General features: G+C 64.5%; 18 protein-coding genes and 1 pseudogene. 13 read left to right on the plus strand and 6 right to left on the minus strand.

From position 1 onward, the window contains the following. The first annotated feature begins 155 nt into the window (after window positions 1-155). From ABID58_RS02540 to ABID58_RS02575, 8 genes and pseudogenes are all read left to right on the plus strand, one after another. Window positions 156-650, plus strand: coding sequence for a Fur family transcriptional regulator (locus ABID58_RS02540; protein WP_148754325.1), 495 nt, complete (start codon window positions 156-158; stop codon window positions 648-650). 35 nt (window positions 651-685) lie between these two features. Then, window positions 686-1,639 carry a DMT family transporter gene (locus ABID58_RS02545; RefSeq protein ID WP_354031404.1) on the plus strand — a complete coding sequence of 318 codons (954 nt, stop codon included), beginning with the start codon at window positions 686-688 and terminating at the stop codon, window positions 1,637-1,639. A gap of 12 nt (window positions 1,640-1,651) precedes the next feature. Next, window positions 1,652-2,935, plus strand: coding sequence for a flavodoxin-dependent (E)-4-hydroxy-3-methylbut-2-enyl-diphosphate synthase (gene ispG / locus ABID58_RS02550; protein ID WP_354031405.1), 1,284 nt, complete (start codon window positions 1,652-1,654; stop codon window positions 2,933-2,935). A gap of 148 nt (window positions 2,936-3,083) precedes the next feature. Beyond that, window positions 3,084-3,980 carry a TauD/TfdA dioxygenase family protein gene (locus ABID58_RS02555; RefSeq protein WP_354031406.1) on the plus strand — a complete coding sequence of 299 codons (897 nt, stop codon included), beginning with the start codon at window positions 3,084-3,086 and terminating at the stop codon, window positions 3,978-3,980. A 142-nt stretch (window positions 3,981-4,122) separates the two neighbouring features. Further along, a pseudogene (locus ABID58_RS02560) lies at window positions 4,123-4,791 on the plus strand (caspase family protein); the annotation flags it as partial. A 168-nt stretch (window positions 4,792-4,959) separates the two neighbouring features. Further along, on the plus strand, window positions 4,960-6,756 hold the full coding sequence (locus ABID58_RS02565; protein ID WP_354031672.1) for a formylglycine-generating enzyme family protein: 1,797 nt from the start codon (window positions 4,960-4,962) through the stop codon (window positions 6,754-6,756). A gap of 81 nt (window positions 6,757-6,837) precedes the next feature. Further along, window positions 6,838-7,269, plus strand: coding sequence for a hypothetical protein (locus ABID58_RS02570; RefSeq protein WP_354031407.1), 432 nt, complete (start codon window positions 6,838-6,840; stop codon window positions 7,267-7,269). A gap of 195 nt (window positions 7,270-7,464) precedes the next feature. Beyond that, window positions 7,465-8,295 carry an N-acetylmuramoyl-L-alanine amidase family protein gene (locus tag ABID58_RS02575; RefSeq protein WP_354031408.1) on the plus strand — a complete coding sequence of 277 codons (831 nt, stop codon included), beginning with the start codon at window positions 7,465-7,467 and terminating at the stop codon, window positions 8,293-8,295. Between the two features lie 96 nt (window positions 8,296-8,391). Here the strand turns inward: ABID58_RS02575 and ABID58_RS02580 are convergent, their stop codons facing one another. From ABID58_RS02580 to ABID58_RS02590, 3 genes are all read right to left on the minus strand, one after another. Then, entirely contained in the window at window positions 8,392-10,002 is a 1,611-nt protein-coding gene (locus ABID58_RS02580; protein WP_354031409.1) for a Na+/H+ antiporter, read from the minus strand. Between the two features lie 46 nt (window positions 10,003-10,048). Next, on the minus strand, window positions 10,049-10,906 hold the full coding sequence (bla, locus tag ABID58_RS02585) for a class A beta-lactamase (RefSeq protein ID WP_354031410.1): 858 nt from the start codon (window positions 10,904-10,906) through the stop codon (window positions 10,049-10,051). A 181-nt stretch (window positions 10,907-11,087) separates the two neighbouring features. Continuing rightward, window positions 11,088-11,462 carry a nuclear transport factor 2 family protein gene (locus ABID58_RS02590; RefSeq protein WP_148754332.1) on the minus strand — a complete coding sequence of 125 codons (375 nt, stop codon included), beginning with the start codon at window positions 11,460-11,462 and terminating at the stop codon, window positions 11,088-11,090. Between the two features lie 94 nt (window positions 11,463-11,556). Between ABID58_RS02590 and ABID58_RS02595 the strand changes: the two genes are divergently transcribed. After that, a complete protein-coding gene (locus ABID58_RS02595) occupies window positions 11,557-11,991 on the plus strand; it encodes a GFA family protein (protein ID WP_354031411.1) in 435 nt (144 codons plus the stop codon). Between the two features lie 176 nt (window positions 11,992-12,167). Continuing rightward, complete coding sequence (locus ABID58_RS02600; protein WP_354031412.1) at window positions 12,168-13,982, plus strand: caspase family protein; 1,815 nt, start codon at window positions 12,168-12,170, stop codon at window positions 13,980-13,982. 263 nt (window positions 13,983-14,245) lie between these two features. Here ABID58_RS02600 and ABID58_RS02605 read toward each other — a convergent pair whose 3' ends face one another. Then, a complete protein-coding gene (locus ABID58_RS02605) occupies window positions 14,246-14,923 on the minus strand; it encodes a DUF1345 domain-containing protein (RefSeq protein WP_354031413.1) in 678 nt (225 codons plus the stop codon). A 178-nt stretch (window positions 14,924-15,101) separates the two neighbouring features. Beyond that, window positions 15,102-16,025, minus strand: coding sequence for a polyprenyl synthetase family protein (locus ABID58_RS02610; protein ID WP_148754335.1), 924 nt, complete (start codon window positions 16,023-16,025; stop codon window positions 15,102-15,104). A 161-nt stretch (window positions 16,026-16,186) separates the two neighbouring features. On the opposite strand from ABID58_RS02610, the gene mtgA reads away from it, so the two are divergent. The 3 genes from mtgA to ABID58_RS02625 all read left to right on the plus strand — a co-directional run bounded on the left by mtgA (window position 16,187) and on the right by ABID58_RS02625 (window position 17,993). Then, window positions 16,187-16,861, plus strand: a complete 675-nt coding sequence (gene mtgA / locus ABID58_RS02615; RefSeq protein WP_354031414.1) for a monofunctional biosynthetic peptidoglycan transglycosylase — start codon at window positions 16,187-16,189, stop codon at window positions 16,859-16,861. Between the two features lie 166 nt (window positions 16,862-17,027). Continuing rightward, entirely contained in the window at window positions 17,028-17,210 is a 183-nt protein-coding gene (rpmF, locus tag ABID58_RS02620) for a 50S ribosomal protein L32 (RefSeq protein WP_007598106.1), read from the plus strand. Between the two features lie 153 nt (window positions 17,211-17,363). Further along, window positions 17,364-17,993, plus strand: coding sequence for a hypothetical protein (locus ABID58_RS02625; protein WP_354031415.1), 630 nt, complete (start codon window positions 17,364-17,366; stop codon window positions 17,991-17,993). 205 nt (window positions 17,994-18,198) lie between these two features. Here the strand turns inward: ABID58_RS02625 and ABID58_RS02630 are convergent, their stop codons facing one another. Next, a complete protein-coding gene (locus ABID58_RS02630; protein WP_148754338.1) occupies window positions 18,199-18,459 on the minus strand; it encodes a hypothetical protein in 261 nt (86 codons plus the stop codon). Between the last annotated feature and the right edge of the window lie 216 nt (window positions 18,460-18,675).

The following is an 18,675-nucleotide window of genomic DNA, read 5'->3' on the forward strand; positions in this document are numbered from 1 at the left end:
AGCTTGGTCTCCAATAAGCTTGAATATAATAAGCAAGCTTATGATTATTTCATGGCGGAGGAAAGCGATGCTGTCCCGCAATAACAGCATGGCTGGCCGCCGCGGCGTCGGTCGTGCTTTGGGTTCCGCGGCCGAAATGCTAGAAGGCGGGCCGAATGACCCTCGCAAAACCGGCCTTTCCGACGCCCGACCACGATCACGGCCGCTGCACCGCGGACGCGCTGGCGCATGCGGAAGCCGTTTGCGAGCAGCGGGCGCAGAAATTCACGCCGATACGCCGTCAGGTGCTGGGCGCGCTGCTTTCCAGCCATCGCCCGCTCGGGGCCTATGAGGTGATCGACGAGCTCGCCAAATCGATGGCACGACCGGCGCCGATCACGGTCTACCGTGCTCTCGAATTTTTGATGGCGAACGGCCTCGTGCACCGCATCGAGAGCCGCAACGCCTATCTCGCCTGCGCCGCCCACGACCATGACGCGACCTCGGCGGTCGCGTTCCTGATCTGCGAGCGCTGCGGTCTCGTCGGCGAGATCCCGTCAGGGTCATTTGCCAGGGAGCTCAACGCCGCGGCGCGCGCGTCAGGCTTCGCGCCAAAGCTGTCCGTGGTCGAGATCACGGGCGTCTGCACCCATTGTCAGAAAACGTCTTGAAGCAACAACGGCGCAAAGCCGGATTCCAGGAAGATATGTCCTCACCTCAATCCAACCCGTCCGCCGCGCGCCCCCTCAGTGCCGGCGCCATCGCCCTCATGCTCATGCTGTGTCTGACCTGGGCCTTCAACCAGATCGCGGTGAAGCTGGTGCTGCCGGACATTCCGCCGATGCTGCAGGCGATGATCCGCTCGATCGGTGCGCTGCCGGTGCTGTTCATCGTCGGCAGCCTGCGCGGCGTCAAATTCTTCGAGCGTGACGGCACGTGGAAGCCTGGCCTGATCGCCGGGCTGATGTTCGGCATCGAGTTCGTGCTGATCTTCCAGGGCCTGCGCTTGACCTCGGCCTCCCGCGCGGTCGTGTTCCTCTACACCGCACCGTTCTTTGTTGCGCTCGGCTCCTACCAGGTGCTCGGCGAGCGTCTCGGCAGCACGCAATGGCTCGGGTTGGCGATCAGCTTTGCCGGGGTGGCGCTCGCGATCGGCGTACCGCAGGCCAATGTCGATTCACACATTCTGCTCGGGGACCTCATGATTGTCGCCGGTGCCTCGCTCTGGGCCGCGACCACGCTGGTCGCCAAGGGCACCCGGCTGCGCTTCGCCGCGCCGGAGAAGGCGCTCGGCTATCAGGTCGCGACCTCGATCCCGATCCTGGGCGCGGCTGCCCTGCTGTCCGGCGAGTCCATCACCCACACCCCGTCGCCGCTGTCGTTCGCCTTGATGGCTTTCCAGGCGATCTGGGTGGTGGGAACCACGTTCACGCTTTGGTTCGCGCTGGTGAAGGCCTATTCGGCCAGCAAATTGTCGGCCTTTACGTTCATCACCCCTTTGTTTGGCGTGGCGGGTAGCTATTTCATCATGCACGATCACCTGAGTCTGGCTTTCGGGGCTGCTGCCCTCCTTGTAATTGCTGGGCTTTTTCTGGTTAACCGTCCGAGCCGAGAGGCTGTGGCGCCGCGTGATGCATTGCTGAACGTCACCAAAACCTGATATTTGGACCTCATGAACAAGCTCGAAAACACCATCGATTCCGACGTCGCGGGCCCTGCGCCGCGCCATCGCACCACCCAGGTCAAGGTCGGCGATGTCGCCGTCGGCGGCGGTGCGCCGATCGTCGTGCAGTCGATGACCAACACCGACACCGCCGACATCGACGGCACCATTGCCCAGGTCGCAGCGCTCGCGCGCGCCGGCTCCGAAATGGTCCGCATCACCGTGGACCGCGAGGAGGCTGCCGCAGCCGTTCCGCATATCCGCGACGGCCTTCTCAAGCGTGGCATCACCACGCCCTTGATCGGCGACTTCCACTATATCGGCCACAAGCTGCTCGCGGCCTATCCGGCCTGCGCCGAGGCGCTCGCCAAGTACCGCATCAATCCCGGCAATGTCGGCTTCAAGGACAAGCGCGACACCCAGTTCGCCGACATCATCGAGATCGCGAACAAGAACAGCAAGCCGGTGCGCATCGGCGCCAATTGGGGCTCGCTCGACCAGGAGCTGCTGACCAAGCTGATGGACGAGAACGCCGCGTCCGCCAATCCGCGCGACGTGCGCGCGGTGACGCGCGAGGCGATGGTGCAGTCGGCGCTGCTCTCGGCCGCGCGCGCCGAAGAGCTCGGCATGCCCAAGGATCGCATCATCCTCTCCGCAAAGGTCTCGGCGGTGCAGGATCTCATCGCGGTCTATCAGGATCTCGCCAGCCGTTCCGACTACGCCATCCATCTCGGCCTGACCGAGGCCGGCATGGGCACCAAGGGCATCGTGGCGTCCTCGGCCGCGCTCGGCATCCTGCTGCAGCAGGGCATCGGCGATACCATCCGCATCTCGCTGACGCCGGAGCCCGGCGGCGATCGCACTCGTGAGGTGCAGGTCGGCCAGGAGCTCCTGCAGACCATGGGCTTCCGCACCTTCGTGCCGCTGGTTGCGGCCTGCCCCGGCTGCGGCCGCACCACCTCGACCACGTTCCAGGAGCTGGCGCGCTCGATCCAGGATTTCATCCGCGACGAGATGCCGGGCTGGAAGACGAAATATCCCGGCGTCGAGGAACTCAACGTCGCGGTGATGGGCTGCATCGTCAACGGCCCGGGCGAGTCCAAGCACGCCAATATCGGTATCTCCCTGCCCGGCACCGGCGAAGCGCCGGCCGCGCCGGTCTTCGTCGACGGCAAGAAGTTCCGCACGCTGCGTGGGCCCACGATCTCCGCCGACTTCAAGGCGCTGGTGATCGACTACATCGACCAGCGTTACGGCCAGGGCGCCAAGGCCCCGGTGACCGCGGCGGAGTGATTCAGCTCCGCTAGCGCTCCACACTCCGCCGTCGTCCCGGATCTGCGCTTACGCTTGTCCGGGACGACGAGTTGAATCTGTGGCGCAGATTGCGCTTCTGTCGCCAAGAGCTACCATGCTCCCAATCAAGACGATCGGGAGACACGCCATGAGCTCACTCGCCGGCAAGCAGGGCCCGCGCTACCGCCACACGGCTGATGACGGCGCACCTTACGAGACCATCGCGGTCGAAAAGCTCACCCCCATCGTCGGCGCGGAAATCTCCGGCGTCGATATCGGCAAGCTCGTCTCCGACGATGCCCGTTCCAACCGGCAGATCGACGAGATCCACCGCGCGCTCGCCGAAAACCTGGTCATCTTCTTCCGCGACCAGCACATCACGCCGCAGCAGCATCTCGCCTTCGGCCGCAAGTTCGGCGAGCTACATTTTCACCCGGCCGCGCCGCATGAGGACGAAGACCCGGCGCTGATGAAGATCTATGCGGATGCGAACTCGCCGCGCGCCAACGGCGAGGGCTGGCACTCCGATGTGTCCTGCGATCTCGAGCCGCCGATGGGCTCGATCCTCTACATCAAGCAGTGTCCGCCGCGCGGCGGCGACACGCTGTTCGCCAGCATGTACGCGGCCTATGAGGCGCTGTCGGATCGCATGAAGGCCTATCTCGACGGCCTGACCGCGCTGCATGACGGCGAGCCGATCTATCGCGGGCTCTATGCCAATTACGGCGTCGCCGATCGCCCGTCCTATCCGAACGCCGAGCACCCGGTGGTGCGCACGCATCCGGTCACGGGCAAGAAGGCGCTCTATGTCAACCGCGGCTTCACCCGCCACATCAACGGCGTCCCGCGCGACGAGAGCGACGCGATGCTCGCCTATCTCTACCAGCACGCCGAAAACCCGCTGTTCCAGTGCCGCTTCCGCTGGACCGAGAACGCCATCGCGTTCTGGGACAACCGCTGCACCCAGCACCGCGCCATGTGGGACTACTGGCCGCATACGCGCTCAGGGACACGCGTGACGGTGAAGGGGGAACGGCCGGTGTGAACGGCCAGCCGTCGCCGCCCGCTCAACGTGATCTGAATCACGGATTTGGCGCTGCCCCTGTCGAATGATGTGGGCTCAGGCTGCTGCTTGCGGGCGCTTCAACCAGCGATATACTCGCAAAGGGCGATTTGGGGGGAGTTTTATGCGTTGGGCGGCGGCTACCATTCTTGCGCTCGTATTTTGCGGGTTCGCAAGTCAGGCGCTGGCCGAGAAGCGCGTCGCTCTGGTGATCGGCAATTCGTCGTACCGGAACGTTCCGAGCCTTCCGAATCCCCAGAATGATGCCGCCGAGATCGCCACCCTGTTCAGATCCGCAGGATTTTCCGCGGTCGACGCCCGCCGCGATCTCGGAATTTCGGAGATGCGGCGCGCGATCAGCGATTTCACGGAATTGGCAAGCGATGCCGACGTGGCCGTCGTCTATTTTGCCGGCCATGGCATCGAGGTCGATGGTGCAAACTACGTCATCCCCGTCGACGCGAAGCTGTCGCGCGACTTCGACATCGAGGATGAGGCCGTCTCCCTCGATCGTATTCTGAAATCGATCGAGCCCACCAGGCGGCTTCGCCTCGTCATCCTGGACGCGTGCCGGGACAATCCGTTCCTGAAGACCATGAAGAGAACCGTGGCCTCTCGATCAATCGGTCGTGGATTGGCGAAAGTCGAGCCCGCCGTGTCCGACACGCTCATTGCCTTCGCGGCGAAGGCCGGGTCGGTTGCGCTGGATGGCGACGCGAAAAACAGTCCCTTCACCGCCGCGCTGCTGCACAACATCGCTGCTCCCGGCCTGGACCTGCGGATTGCGTTCGGACGGGTTCGCGACGAGGTGCTGAAGGTCACCAACCGCCACCAGGAGCCGTTCGTCTACGGATCGTTGGGCGGCTCCGTCATCTCGATTGTCGATGCGCCGAAACTTCCACCGCCACCAACGACGGATGACGTCGTGTGGAATGCCGTGAAGGATTCAACTTATCCCGGCGTGTTCGACGAGTTCATCGCGAAGTTTCCGGCGAGCCCGCATCTGAAGGCGGCGCAATCGCGGCGCGACGAGCTGAAGCAGGCGCAGGCCGCAGCTGCTGCGCGCGTGCCACCGCCGCCGACTGCCGACGAAATCGTCTGGACGGCGATCAGGGATTCGAACTATCCCGCGATCTTCGACGATTTTCTCAGCAAGTTCCCGGCCAGCAAACATGGAGCTGAGGCGCAATCGCGCCGGGACGCACTGCAGAAGCAGATCGCCGCCGCGGCCGCGCGTATTCCGCCGCCTCCGACCGCCGACGAGGTCGTCTGGCAGGCCATCAAAGGTTCGACCTATCCGGCAATTTTCGAGGATTTCGCCAGCAAGTTTCCGGCAAGCCCGCATCTGGCAGACGCGCAGACGCGCCGGGATGAGCTCAAAAAGCAGATTGCCGCCACGCAAGCGCCGCCGCCCCCCGCCGCTGACGACATTGTCTGGGCCGCGATCAAGGGGTCTCGTGATCCTGCGATCTTCGATGAATTCGTGAGCAGATATTCGGCCAGCCCGCATATCGCGGATGCGCGTCAGCGCAGGGATGACCTGAAGAAGGAGATCGCGGCCGCTCAAGTGCCGCCGCCGCCTCCGGCTGATGAGATTGTCTGGACCGCGATCAAGGAGTCGCGCGACCCCGCCATCTTCGAAGAGTATTCAGCGAAATACTCGACGAGTTCGCATGTCACCGTCGCGCTATCACGTCGTGACGAGCTGAAGAAGGAGTTGGCCGCCGCCGCTGCCGCGCGCGCTCCGACCCCGCCCGCAACTGATGAGATTGTCTGGAATGCCATCAGGGATGGGCGCTCTCCGGCAATGCTCGAAGAGTTCCTGAGCAAATTTCCGGAAAGCCCGCGATCGGCGGAAGCACGAGATCGGCTCAAGGCGCTGCAAGGCACGCAGCTGGCCTCCACCAACCCGACGCTCCCGGCCCAGGACTCAAGCCAGCTGCGCGAAGGATCGACCGCGCTCGGCATCAAATCCTTGTCCGACTCGGAAGAGGCGGCTCTGAAGCAGAAGGCTAGTTTCAGAGAATGCGAAAAGTGTCCGGATATGGTTGTGGTCCCTCCAGGCACTTTGATGATGGGATCATCCGACGGCGGATCGAAGCGCGCCACGGAATCGTCTCGCCACAAGGTGACGTTCGCCCGTTCATTCGCGGTTGGACGTTACGCTGTCACGTTCGCGGAATGGGATGCCTGCGTCGCCGATGGAGGCTGCAACGGATATAAGCCCTGGGATAACGGTTGGGGGCGTGGGAGGCGGCCGGCGATCAACATTTCCTGGTCGGATGCCAAGAGCTATGTGGCCTGGCTGTCGGCCCGCACCGGCAAGACGTACCGCCTGTTGAGCGAAGCCGAGCGGGAATATGTGACACGGGCGGGAACGACGTCGTCGTTCTGGTGGGGGGCCTCGGTTTCTCGAGGGCAGGCCAACTACGATAACAAGGCCAGTCAGGACAAGAATGCAAAGGGTGCCTCCGGGCAAAAGACGGCTCCGGTCGATTCCTTCCAGCCAAATCCGTGGGGCCTCTATCAGGTGCACGGCAATATCTGGGAGTGGGTCGAGGATTGCGTCAACGACACTTATGAGGGTGCGCCGACCGACGGCAGCCCTTGGCTGAAAGGCCGGTGCGAGCAGCGTGTCCTCAGGGGAGGCTCCTGGGTCAGCAAGGCGGATGCCGTCGAAGCTGGGAGCCGCTACGGCGTGCAGTCCGAAGGACGCGTGAGCAACGTTGGATTTCGAGTCGCGAGGACATTGAGATAGTCGGGGCCGAATGCGTCGGTCTCGCCAGCCGGAACGATCGCATACAGTAACTCTAAGATTTTTTCATTGGAGATTTATGAAATGACAACCTACCCGGTACGCCTACCGACGGCCCTTTTGATCAAGATCATCGCGGGGCTCGTCCTGTTCTTCGGAATCCTTTGTGGCGCCCATGCGGGCGGGGGGAACACGTCGCTCGTCGTGAAATCCGGCGAGGCAAAGGAAATCTGCAAATGTGGCGGACACTGGCGCGTCGACAGCAGTGGCAAGGTCTGGCCCGTCAGCATTGAAGTCGTGTCTCCGCCGAAGAGCGGCGCCGTGACGACGCGAGTGAGCACCGGGCAGCGCAAATTGAGAAACGGAGAGGCCAAGACCGTGCGGCTGACCAGCGTGGTGTATCAATCCAAGAAGGGGTACGTCGGTGAAGACTCCTTCACGTATCGGCGCGTGACGGCAGACCCCACCGATCCGGATAATGGCAAGGTATACACAGTCGCCGTCACCGTCAGGTGATGTCGATGAGGGCGGGTACAGCTCTGCTGTTCTTGCGTTGACGTTGTCCCACTCTCGCGCCAATCTTCCCTAAGATGTTCGGGAGGATCAGCCATGCTCCGCGCCGAGGGCAATATATTCCTGACCGAGTCCGGCTCTGGAACGGGCATGGGCGAGTTGCTACGCCGCTTCTGGGCCGCCGCAGCGGAGTAACGCTTGTCACGGGCGCGGGGCATCATCGCGGCGATTGTGGTGGCGCTCGTCGCGCTCCCACCCGTGCCGGTCGACGCCGGGCGCACCGCGCCTGCCCGAAAGGTCGTGAGAGCGAAGCCCAAGCCTTCGTCGATCAAACCCTCACTCGCTCCGGAGACCTGCGAGCCGCGTAAATTCAAGATCATCCTCGATGTCGGGCACACCTCGGAATCGCAGGGCGCGACCAGCGCGCGCAACGATGTGGAATTCGGCTTCAACCTGCATCTGGCGCGGCTGATCGGAGAGCGCTTGACGTCGGCAGGCTTTGCCGCGACCCGCGTGCTGGTGACCGAAGGCAAGGCGCGGGCGAGCCTGCTCAAGCGTGTCGGCACCGCCAACGCCGCGCATGCCGATTTATTCCTGTCGATCCACCATGATTCCGTGCCGGACAAGATGCTCGAGGAATGGGAATTCGAGGGCGCCAGCAGCCATTTCAGCGACCGCTTCAGCGGTCATTCACTGTTCGTGTCCGAGCGCAATCCGCGCTTTGGCGCGAGCCTCGCTTTCGCGCGGTCGCTGGGCCGGGAGCTGAAGCAGGAAGGCCTGCAATACGCGACGCAATACAGCCTGCCGCTGATGGGACGTTACCGGCATCCATTGCTGGACAAGGATGTCGGCGTCTACCGCTATGACGCCCTCGTCGTGCTCTCGCAGACCCGAAGCGCCGCGGTGCTGCTGGAAGCAGGCTCGATCATCAACCGCGACGAGGAGATGGCGATGAATTCGCCCGAGCGGCAGGAGCTGATTGCGACGGCCGTGGTGACCGCGATGCGGGCGTATTGCGAGAAACGGTAGGTTGCTCCGCCGTCATTGCGAGCGTAGCGAAAGTAATCCAGAATCTTTCCGCGGCGGCAGTCTGGATTGCTTCGCTACGCTCGCAATGACGAGAAGCTACAGCGGCGCCCCCTGATACTCCCGGTTCGCCAGGCTCGCCTCCTCCAGGTCCAGGTCGCGCTCGATCCTCCGTCGCGTCTCGTCCGTGATCTGCCCGTCGCGCAAGAGGTCGTGGATGAATTTGCGCTCTGCGACGATCAGCTCGCGGGTCAGTGCGGTGCCGGCGGCGGAGACGTCGTGGCGGGTGGGATCGAGTGAATCAGGCAGCTGGTTGACGCGGATGTCGTGGCGCGCGCGCAGCAGCCGCATCACCTCGTCCGAGACCTCCTTGCCTTCGGTCAACGCATCCAGCGATTTCAGCGCGGCGTCGAGCGCCTGGCGCCGTGCCGCGATTTCGGCCTCGTGCGCGGCGACATGCTCGTTGCGGCCGGCTTCCGCGATGCCGAGCCAGCGTACCACCGGCGGCAGCGTCAGGCCGACGCCGATCAGGGTGATGAAGATGACGCCGAAGGCCACGAACAGGATCAGGTCGCGATACGGGAAGGCAGCGCCGTCGGGCAGCGTGAACGGCAGCGCCAGCGCGGCGGCCAGCGACACCGCACCGCGCACGCCGGTGAACGCGAGCGCGAACGGCCATTGCCAGGGCGGCGACGGATCACGCGCGCGCAGCGATTTGCTGAACATCCGCGGCAGATAGGTCGCGGGGTAGAGCCAGGCGAAACGCGCCAGAACGATGATGACCATGACCACGGCGGTCGCGATCATGATGTCGTCGAGCGGGAACGCTTTCGATTTCTCGTAGAGCGCGCGCATCTGGAAGCCGGTGAGCAGGAACAGCAAGCCCTCGATCAGATAGATGATGAGGTCCCAGAAGAAGATGCCTTGCAGGCGCGTCGACGCCGAAATCAGCAGCGGCCCGTTCCAGCTCACATAGAGGCCGCAGGCGACGGTGGCGATCACGCCGGAGCCGCCGACATGCTCGGGCAGCCAGTAGGACACGTAGGGCGTGATCAGCGACAGCGTCAGCTCGACCTGCGGATCGCAGGACCATTTGCGGAAGCGGAGGGAGAGCCAGCCGACGCCGATGCCGAAGGCGATCTCGCCGGCGACGATAAGGGCAAATTCGCCGGCCGCCAGCGGCAGCGAGAAATGCCCGACCACGATCGCAGCGAGCGCGAAGCGATAGAGGATCAGCGCGGTGGCGTCGTTGGCGAGGCCTTCGCCCTCAAGGATGACCATCAGCCGGCGCGGCATGTTCAGCCGTCGCGCGATCGCCAGCGGCGCCACCACGTCGGGCGGCGCGACGATGGCGCCCAGGAGGAAGCCGATGCTCCAGGGCAGACCGATCAAATAGTGGGTGGCCGCCGCGACCATCGCCGCGGTGAAGATCACGGCGCCGACCGCGAGCAGCACGATCGGACGCAAATTGTTCCTGAACTCGCGCCAGCTCATCGCGACGCTCGCCGAGTAGATCAGCGGCGGCAGCACCATCAGCAGCACCAGCTCCGGCGGCAGCTCCACCGGCGGCATGCCCGGCACGAAAGCGAGGCCGACGCCGGAGAGCATCAGCAAAATGGCAGGCGCCATGTTGAAACGGCGGGCGACCAGCGCCGTGCCCGCCAGCACGGCGAGCAGGATCAGGAAGGTCTGGAATTGCGCTGCAATCATGCCCTGTCTTGGCCCGGAAGCGGCCAAGAGGTCAATGCGAGGCGGCTTACGCCAATCGCTCAGTCACCATGCGCCCGATGCGGGCGAACACCGCCTCGATCTGCGCCACGTTCGGCGTGCCGCCCTGGGTGTAGGCCGCGATCAGGATCGGCGTATCCGGTTTGGGCCAGGCGACCGCGATGTCGCCCGACGCATCCTTGCCGTTGTTGCCGGTCTTGTCGCCGATCTTCCAGGATGCCGGCAAGCCGCCGCGCAGCCGGTTCGCGCCGGTCTTGCAGCCCACCATCCAGTCGGTGAGCTGGGCCCGTGACGCCGGCGACAACGCTTCGCCCGTCACCAGCCGCTTGAGATCGCCGGCCATCGCCGCCGGCGTCGTGGTGTCATGGGGATCGCCGGGCGGCGAGCGGTTCAGCTCGGGCTCGTTGTGGTCGAGCCGCGAAATGGTGTCGCCGATCGATCGCCAAAATGCCGTGAGTGCGGCGGGGCCGCCGATCCGCGCGAGCAGCAGATTGGCGCAGGTGTTGTCGCTGAGCTCGACGATCGCCTTGCACATGTCCGCGGCCGACATCGCGCCGGCCGGGAGGTTTTGCTTTGCGACCGGCGCGTACGCCAGCAGGTCGGTCTTGCCATAAGGGATCATCGCGGCGAGCTGTTCCTCGCCGCGATCGACCCGCGCCAGCACGCAAGCCGCGAGCGAAGCCTTGAACGTCGAGCACATCACGAAGCGCTCGTCGGCCCGCCAGGTGAGCTTGGCGCCAGTGACGAGATTCTCCGCATAGACCCCGATCCGTCCGCCGCTCTCGCGCTCATAGGATTCGAGCTCAGGCGGTGCGTCCGCGGCGAGAGCCGGAGCAGCGGCCATCCAGCAGAGCGAGGCAAGCAGGGAACGGCGGTCGAGCAGCATGCGGGACTTTCGAGCGGGGAGAGGTGGGAAGGATGCGACGTACGCGCTACCCGCGCCCGTCATTGCGAGCGCAGCGAAGCAATCCAGTCTGTCACCGCGGCGGGATTCTGGATTGCTTCGCTGCGCTCGCAATGACGGAGAAATGCGAGACGATTGTGCCTGATTTCAGGCAGTGAAAGCTTCACTCCTTCAGATCATACCGATAGGATTTCGACACGATCTGCCAGCCGTCGGCGAGCTTCATCGCCACCAGGTAATCCGTGAAGAAGCGCGGCGGCAACTGGCATTTGACCTTGATGAAGGCGGTCTTGTCGTCCGAGCGGTCGATGGTGACGATGAAATCCTCGCGCGGCTTGCCTTCCGCCTTGGCAGAGGGGCGCTTGCGTACCCATGCGAGCCAGTCCGGCACGGTCAGGATCTTCAGCTCGCCCTTTTCCACCCAGCGCAGATCGGCAGATGGATGGAAGGCGTCGCCGAGCTTTTCGGCGTCGCCCTCGTAAAGCCCGTCGAAATAAGATTGCACGACGGCTTCGACGCTCGAATGATTTGGGCTCATGGGTCATCCCTCTGAATGATGGCGCGCCGCGAACTTAGTGGTACGCATCGAATTGCGCTATGGGTGTCTGCGCTATTTGAGCGAGGGCATCGTCATGACCGGATCAGAAAAACCGAACGCTCGCATCCTTGCCGGCGAATGCTATTGCCGCGCCGTCCGCTACGAGGTCGCGGATGCGTTCTCCTATGCGCTGAACTGCCACTGCTCGAACTGCCGCCGGACCACCGGTTCCGCCTTCAAGCCGTTCGCGGGCATCGAGTATAGCCGGCTCCGCCTCGTCGGGGGCGAGGACCAGCGGATGATCTACGGGGACGACACCACCCATGACGCGCACTGTGCCCGCTGCGGCTCGCTGCTTTATTCCCGGGTCCGCGAAGGAAAATGGGCCCATGTCGCCATGGGAACCCTGGTCGATGCCCCCTCGATCCGCCCGACCGCCCATATTTTCGTCGGCTCCAAGGCTCCGTGGCACGAGATCACGGACACTCTCCCGCAGTACCGGCGGCATGCCGGGGATGCCCAGGGGTAACCCGGCTCGCACGGATTTGGCGGCGAACCGCCAACGCACTGGCGCGACTAACAAAAGGGAGGGCTCGGCCTGTCGCCGCCGCTGCCTTCGTGACCTCCATCACAAGCGCGCGTGGCGGAGCTTGCTAAGGCTATTCTTGAGGGTGTGAGCTGCCCCGAATTTTTGGAAGTGGTGTCATGCGCAATTTGTCCAGACTTTGCCCGCTTCTCCTCGCCGTCGCGCTGATGTTCGGCGCCGGGCCCGCCTTCGCCGGAAAGCGCGTCGCGCTGGTGCTCGCCAACTCGGCCTATCAGCACGCGCCCCCGCTCACGAACCCCGTCAATGACGGTGCGGTGATGGCCAAGACGCTGAAGGATGCCGGCTTCGATGTCGTCGATTCCCGCCACGATCTGACCGCGCTCGACACGCGGCGTGTGCTGCGCGAATTCGCTGATTCAACCCGCGATGCCGATATCGCCGTCGTCTACTATGCCGGCCATGGCATCGAGGTCGAAGGCTCCAATTATCTGATCCCGGTCGATGCCAGGCTCGAGCGCGACACCGACGTCTATGACGAGGCGCTCTCGCTCGATCGCGTTCTGGTCGCCGTCGAGCCGGCGAAGCAGCTTCGCCTGGTGATCCTCGATGCCTGCCGCGACAATCCGTTCGGCAGGACCATGAAGCGCACGCTCGCCTCGCGCGGCATCGGTCGTGGTCTGGCCCAGGTCGAGCCGACCAGCTCCAACACGCTGATCGCCTATTCGGCCAAGGCCGGCTTCACGGCGCAGGACGGCGACGGCGCCAACAGCCCGTTCACCATCGCGCTGTCGAAGCATCTGACGACGCCGGGCCTCGATGTTCGCCGCGCCTTCGGCTTCGTGCGCGACGACGTGCTCAAGTCGACCGGAAACAAGCAGGAGCCGTTCGTCTACGGTTCGCTCGGCGGCGAAGACGTGCCGCTGGTGCCGGTCAAGGCCACGCTCGTGACTGCGACGGCGCCCGCGCCCGTGGTGAATCCGCAGGCCGATATGCGCCGCGACTACGAGCTGGCGCTCCAGGTCGGCAACAAGCCGGCATGGGAGGCCTTCCTGGCCCAGCATCCGGACGGCTTCTATGCGAACCTTGCCAAGCTCCAGCTCGATAAGATCCAGGCCGAGCAGGTTCATGCGGCGGCGATCGAGAAGACGAAGCAGGCCGATGCGGAACGCGACCGTCTCGCCGCGCTCGGCGCCCAGAAGGACGCCCAGACCAAGGCTGCGGCCGACGCGAAAGCAGCCGAGCAGGCCCAGCTTGCCGCCCAGAAGGCCAAGGAGCAGGCGCAGCAGCAGGCTGCGGCTGCCGAGCAGCAGCGCGTCAATCTCGCTTCTTCCGCGCCGAGCGCTGCGCCCGCTACCACGGCAGGCCCCGCCGGCACCAATGTCGCTTCGCTGACACCGGCGACCACCCCGGCCGATCTCAGCCGCTCGGTCCAGACCGAGCTTGGCCGCGTCGGCTGTTTCTCCGGTCAGGCTGACGGCAACTGGAGCACGTCCGCGCAGCGGTCGCTGTCGCAGTTCAACCGCTATGCCGGCACCAAGCTCGACGTGAAGGTGGCGAGCACCGATGCGCTCGACACGGTCAAGTCGAAGCAGTCGCGCGTTTGCCCGCTGGTCTGCGATCACGGCTTCAAGGCCGACGGCGACAAGTGCACCAGGATCGTCTGCGGCGACGGTTATGCGCTGAACGACGACAATGAGTGCGAGAAGCAGCGTGCCGGCAAGCCGGCCAAGCCTGCAATCGCCAAGCGCGACGACGGCGATGATCGTCCGGCACGGCAGCGTCGCCAGTCCGGTGGCGCGGCCGCTGGAGCGGCGGGCGGCATCGCGGCGGCCGGCGCCGGTCGCGCCTCAGGTGGCAGCGGCCAGATTTTCTGCAACGATCTCCTCTGCCGTCCTGTCAGGCCCGGCTGCCACCTCGTCTATCGCGGCGGCGGCGGCCCTCACGTTGATGCCAATGCCGAGGTCTGCAATTGAGGAGGCTGCTTCCTGCGACATTGTTCCGGCAATCGCATATGGCATTTTGCACGACCTGAGTGCGCGCCTCGTCCTTCGAGACGACCGCTTCGCGGTCTCCTCAGGATGAGGCTAGGCGGCATCGGTGCTCGTCAAAACTACGGCCGCACGCTCGGTCCTCATCCTGAGGGCCCGCCAACGGCGGGCGTCTCGAAGGATGGCCACAGAGAAATCGCTCCCATATGCGATAGCCCTGCGGTGAAGCCGGGACCCTGTCGCGGGGATCAAGTCGCGATCGCGCTCGCTGCGATGTTCACCGTCAGCGCCAGCAGGGCCGTGTTGTAGACGAAGGACACGATGCCGTGCGCCGTGGCGGTGCGGCGGATGGTCTTGTCGGTGATGCCGACGTCGGAGACCTGCGCGGTCATGCCGATCACGAACGAGAAATAGACGAAGTCCCAATAGTCGACGTGGTCTTCCTTGTCGCCGCTCGGGAACTGCAAGCCGCCCGGCGGATGGCGGTAATAGTCGTGGGCATAATGCAGCGCGAAGGTCGTGTGCACGGCGGCCCAGGATAGCGCGATGGTGCTGATGGCGATGGTCAGCTCCGCCGCGCCGCGGTGGGCGCCGAGCTCCGCGACGATCGCCGCGATACTCGCAAACGCGCCAATCGCCGTCACCAGCAGGATCACGAAGCGGCCGTCGTCCTGCATCGCGGCGCTACGGCGGATGTGCTGGTGGTCGTTGCACAGCATCATGCTGTAGACCAGCACGAGATACACCGCGATCAGCGCATCCCAGCCGAGCACAAGCCGCGTCGTCAGCCGGAGCGAGCCCGGCAACAGCAGGCAGACGAGGATGCCGATACCAAGCGAGATAAACGTCCGCGGCCGGGCGTAGATGAGCCGCATCGGCCGCGACATCTGGCGGAAGCGGACGAGGACGGGATCTTCTTTTTCCATGCAGATCGTCCGGTGAAGCCTGAACGGCAATCGCAGGTGCGCTCCCTCCCCCGCTTGCGGGGGAGGGTAGGGGAGAGGGTGTCTCCGCAAGCAAGAATCCCCAAGAGGAGAGAGCCCTCACCCGCGCCTTCGGCGCGACCTCTCCCGCAAGCAAGCGGGAGAGGTGGAAAATCAAACGTCAGCTCTTGCGTTCGGCGACGAAGCGGGCGGCGGCTTGCAGCACGGCGGCGCGATCGCCGAAGATCGACACGGCGCTGTCGGCGCGCGCGAGCAGGTCGCGCACACGCTGCTTGGCGCCTTCAATGCCGAGCTGGGTGACGAAAGTGGTCTTGCCGAGCGCCGCGTCCTGGCCCGAGGGCTTGCCGAGCGCTGCCGCGTCGCCCTCGACGTCGAGCAGATCGTCGGCGATCTGGAACGCTTCCCCGAGCGCGCGGCCGTAATCGTCGAGCGCCTGATATTCCGCCTTCGAGGCCTGACCGAGGATCGCGCCGGCGATGCAGCCGTAGCGCAGCAGCGCGCCGGTCTTCATCTGCTGGATGCGCGCGACATCGACCGGTTCACGATCGCCAAAGCGGCCTTCACCGGCGAGATCGAGGATCTGGCCGCCGACCATGCCGCCGATGCCGGCGCAGCGCGCCAGCGCCCGCGTCAGCAGCAGCCGCACGTTGGCATCGCGATGGATCTCGTCGCGTGTGACGATGTCGAAGGCGATGGTCAGAAGGCCGTCGCCGGCGAGGATCGCGGTGGCATCATCGGTCTGCTTGTGCAGGGTGGGGCGGCCACGGCGCAGGTCCGAATTGTCCATCGCCGGCAGATCGTCATGGATCAGCGAATAGCAGTGGATGCATTCGAGCGCGGCGCCCACGAGCAGCGCCGCTTCGCGGGGAACGCCGAACACGGCCGCGCTCTCGACCACCAGGAACGGCCGCAGGCGCTTGCCGCCATTCAGGCTCGAATAGCGCATTGCGTCCATCAGTCGCTTGGGACGGGCGATCTCATCGTGCAGGATGTCGTCCGACAGCAGGCGCCCGAGCAGGGCTTCGGTGTCATCAGCGGTCTTGTCCAGACGTTTGGCGAAATCGGACGGGGACGTGCCGGTCATCAAGAAAGGCTCCAGAACCAAAATTCGGCGGGACAATCCTTTATGAGCCGGCCCCAGTCAATCGTTTGGAAGGCCTAAAAAGTGCTGGAAAACGCCCGAATTATCACAGACTTAATGCCGAGGCCGCGAGCCGCGTTTCATTTTGCGCCGGAAAGGTCGATTTGCGCATCGTCAAAATCCTGCTGCTGGCGCTCGCGGTCGTGGCTTTCGCGCCCTATGTGGTCGCGCCGTTCTACCGCAGCGGCCATCCGGTCTCGACGCTGATGGCCTGGCGCTCCCTGACGGGCGCGCCGATGCATCGGGAATGGATCGATCTAGCGGCGATGTCGCCGTATTTGCCGCGCGCGGTGGTGGCGGCCGAGGACGCCCATTTCTGCAAGCACCACGGCATCGACTGGGGCGCGCTGCGCGAGGCCATCGACGACGCCAAGGAGGACGGTACGCCGTTCCGCGGCGCCTCCACCATCACCCAGCAGGTCGCGAAAAACCTGTTCCTTTGGCAGGGGCGGGATTTCGTCCGCAAGGCGCTGGAATTCCCGCTGGCGCTCTGGATCGATCTGGTCCTGCCCAAGCACCGGATCCTGGAAATTTACCTCAACATCGCCGAGTTCGGCCCGCAGGGCCAGTTTGGGGTCGAGACGGGCAGCGCCTATGCCTTCGGCAAATCGGCCGGCAATCTCTCCCCCCGGGAAGCGGCCCTTTTGGCCTCGATCCTGCCGAATCCGGTCAAACGCAGCGCCAGGACCCCGGGACCGGGCGTCCGGCGGCTGGCCGGGACCTACGTGGCAAGGGGACAGGCCTCCTCGCTTTTGACCTGCTGGCGGGAAAATCGCTGATTTCGGGCCCTTTTCGGGCGCATTTTCCGTCCCAGAACCCTAGCTTTACGGCCAGCCTTCCTCTATAAGCCCGGCCTTGATCGGCATTTCGCTCGCCCCGTTTGGATGCTGAGCCGTCCCCCAGCGGACGATGCCCTGATGACACCAATCCCTAGAGGATATTGAAATGGCCGTTCCGAGACGAAAAACTTCGCCGTCGCGCCGTGGCATGCGCCGCTCGGCAGACGCCATCAAGAAGCCGACCTATGTGGAAGACAAGGACTCCGGTGAGCTCCGTCGTCCGCATCATCTCGACCTCAAGACCGGAATGTACAAGGGCCGTCAGGTCCTGAAGAAGAAAGAGTCCTAAAGACTCTTCTCGGGCAGGGTTATCCTCGATCAGGATGACGTGACCTGCCTGATTTCGGCCAATCCATGAGATATGACGGTGTCGGCGGCGGAGCGTATGCTGCGCCGTCGCGTTGTCTTGCCCGGACATCTTGATCGAGAAGGCGCTTTGCCGATGGTCGGTTTCCCGCTGCTTCTGATTCCGCTCGCGGTCTACAACATCATCGCCTTCCTGATGCCCAGCGTGTCCTTTTCGGACGTGCTGTTCAAGGTGCCGATGATCACCGGCGAGACCTGGTCGGTCACGCTTGCCGATCTGCTGCTCGCGCTTGGCGTGTTGCTGCTGCTGCTCGAAGTGGTCAAGGGCGCTCGGCCCGGCGCGAAATTCCTGATGGATCATCTGCTGTCGCTGATCCTGTTCGGCGCGGCGGCGGCCGAATTCGTGATGTGGCCCAAATTCGGCAATTCCACTTACTTCCTGCTGGTGCTGCTTGCGATGGCCGATTTCCTCGGCGGCATCGCCCAACGTGCGCGCCGTCGCATCACCTATGTTGCCGCCGAGGCGGTCGCGGTGCCGCGCAAGGCCAAACGCCAGGCCGAGGCGCCGCCGCCGGCGACAGTGTTCGAGCCGAAGCTCAATCCCGTGCCTGAACCGCCGCCCGCGCCCTCGGCGCAATCGGTCGCCGAATCCGTCTTGATGGATCACCCCGCGCCGAAGCCGGGCATCGTATCGTCGCCGGAAATTCCCTCGCCGCATTTGCAGCCGGGCAACGGTACGCCGCCCTCGCCCGAAGAGCCGCGCTGATTTCTCTGGATTCGCCCGCACCTCACTGCGGCGGCAGTGTGCTCCCTCGCCCCGTTCTTACGGGGAGAGGGTTGGGGTGAGGGGCCTCTCTCCACGCATGAGATCGCCGTGAGACCTGTACCCCCTCACCCGGATCGCAAGAGCGATCCGACCTCTCCCCGCAAGCGGGGAGAGGTAAGAAGGGCCGTCTCACTTCAAATCGATCTCAAGCCACCTGACGCGTGCGTGAGGTGACGCTGGGAAGCGGGCGTTTGCCATAGGCCATGCGGGCGTCCTCGGAGGAGCCGCGGCGCAGCCGGCTTGCCTGGGGCAGGTGCTCGGCATTGGCGATCAGCTGGGTGACGAAGCTCGGATCGGGGCGCGTCAGCGGGATGACTTTGTGGACCCATTCCAGCGTCGGGGTCAGCGGCACCACTGCGGTGCCCACCGTCCGCTCCGCTTCGTCCGATCTATCAGTCGTCACCATCGTAACACCGTCAGGCCGGTCAATTGTCGCGTTTCGGGACGAAGCGCGCTGTGCCTGTGATGGTCTCGCAAGGCCTATGCCGGTCGAGCCTATATGGTTCCGGGGGCCCGCAAAACGTGGTTTCCAAATTGTTTATCAACTTTGCCTAGGGTCGGAGACGAATCTGGCCGTATTCTGTGCCGGCTCAGGACTCCCCCGCTGTCCCGAAACGAGGCG

This window comes from Bradyrhizobium sp. S3.2.6 (genome assembly GCF_040546885.1).
Taxonomy (GTDB): domain Bacteria; phylum Pseudomonadota; class Alphaproteobacteria; order Rhizobiales; family Xanthobacteraceae; genus Bradyrhizobium; species Bradyrhizobium cytisi.

Bases quoted from the DNA above. Each gene is read 5' to 3' on its own strand.
- ABID58_RS02540 (WP_148754325.1), top strand. From the start codon at position 156: ATGACCCTCGCAAAACCGGCCTTTCCGACGCCCGACCACGATCACGGC.
- ABID58_RS02545 (WP_354031404.1), top strand. From the start codon at position 686: ATGTCCTCACCTCAATCCAACCCGTCCGCCGCGCGCCCCCTCAGTGCC.
- ispG (WP_354031405.1), top strand. From the start codon at position 1,652: ATGAACAAGCTCGAAAACACCATCGATTCCGACGTCGCGGGCCCTGCG.
- ABID58_RS02555 (WP_354031406.1), top strand. From the start codon at position 3,084: ATGAGCTCACTCGCCGGCAAGCAGGGCCCGCGCTACCGCCACACGGCT.
- ABID58_RS02570 (WP_354031407.1), top strand. From the start codon at position 6,838: ATGACAACCTACCCGGTACGCCTACCGACGGCCCTTTTGATCAAGATC.
- ABID58_RS02580 (WP_354031409.1), bottom strand. From the start codon at position 10,002: ATGATTGCAGCGCAATTCCAGACCTTCCTGATCCTGCTCGCCGTGCTG.
- bla (WP_354031410.1), bottom strand. From the start codon at position 10,906: ATGCTGCTCGACCGCCGTTCCCTGCTTGCCTCGCTCTGCTGGATGGCC.
- ABID58_RS02590 (WP_148754332.1), bottom strand. From the start codon at position 11,462: ATGAGCCCAAATCATTCGAGCGTCGAAGCCGTCGTGCAATCTTATTTC.
- ABID58_RS02595 (WP_354031411.1), top strand. From the start codon at position 11,557: ATGACCGGATCAGAAAAACCGAACGCTCGCATCCTTGCCGGCGAATGC.
- ABID58_RS02600 (WP_354031412.1), top strand. From the start codon at position 12,168: ATGCGCAATTTGTCCAGACTTTGCCCGCTTCTCCTCGCCGTCGCGCTG.
- ABID58_RS02605 (WP_354031413.1), bottom strand. From the start codon at position 14,923: ATGGAAAAAGAAGATCCCGTCCTCGTCCGCTTCCGCCAGATGTCGCGG.
- ABID58_RS02610 (WP_148754335.1), bottom strand. From the start codon at position 16,025: ATGACCGGCACGTCCCCGTCCGATTTCGCCAAACGTCTGGACAAGACC.
- rpmF (WP_007598106.1), top strand. From the start codon at position 17,028: ATGGCCGTTCCGAGACGAAAAACTTCGCCGTCGCGCCGTGGCATGCGC.
- ABID58_RS02625 (WP_354031415.1), top strand. From the start codon at position 17,364: ATGGTCGGTTTCCCGCTGCTTCTGATTCCGCTCGCGGTCTACAACATC.
- ABID58_RS02630 (WP_148754338.1), bottom strand. From the start codon at position 18,459: ATGGTGACGACTGATAGATCGGACGAAGCGGAGCGGACGGTGGGCACC.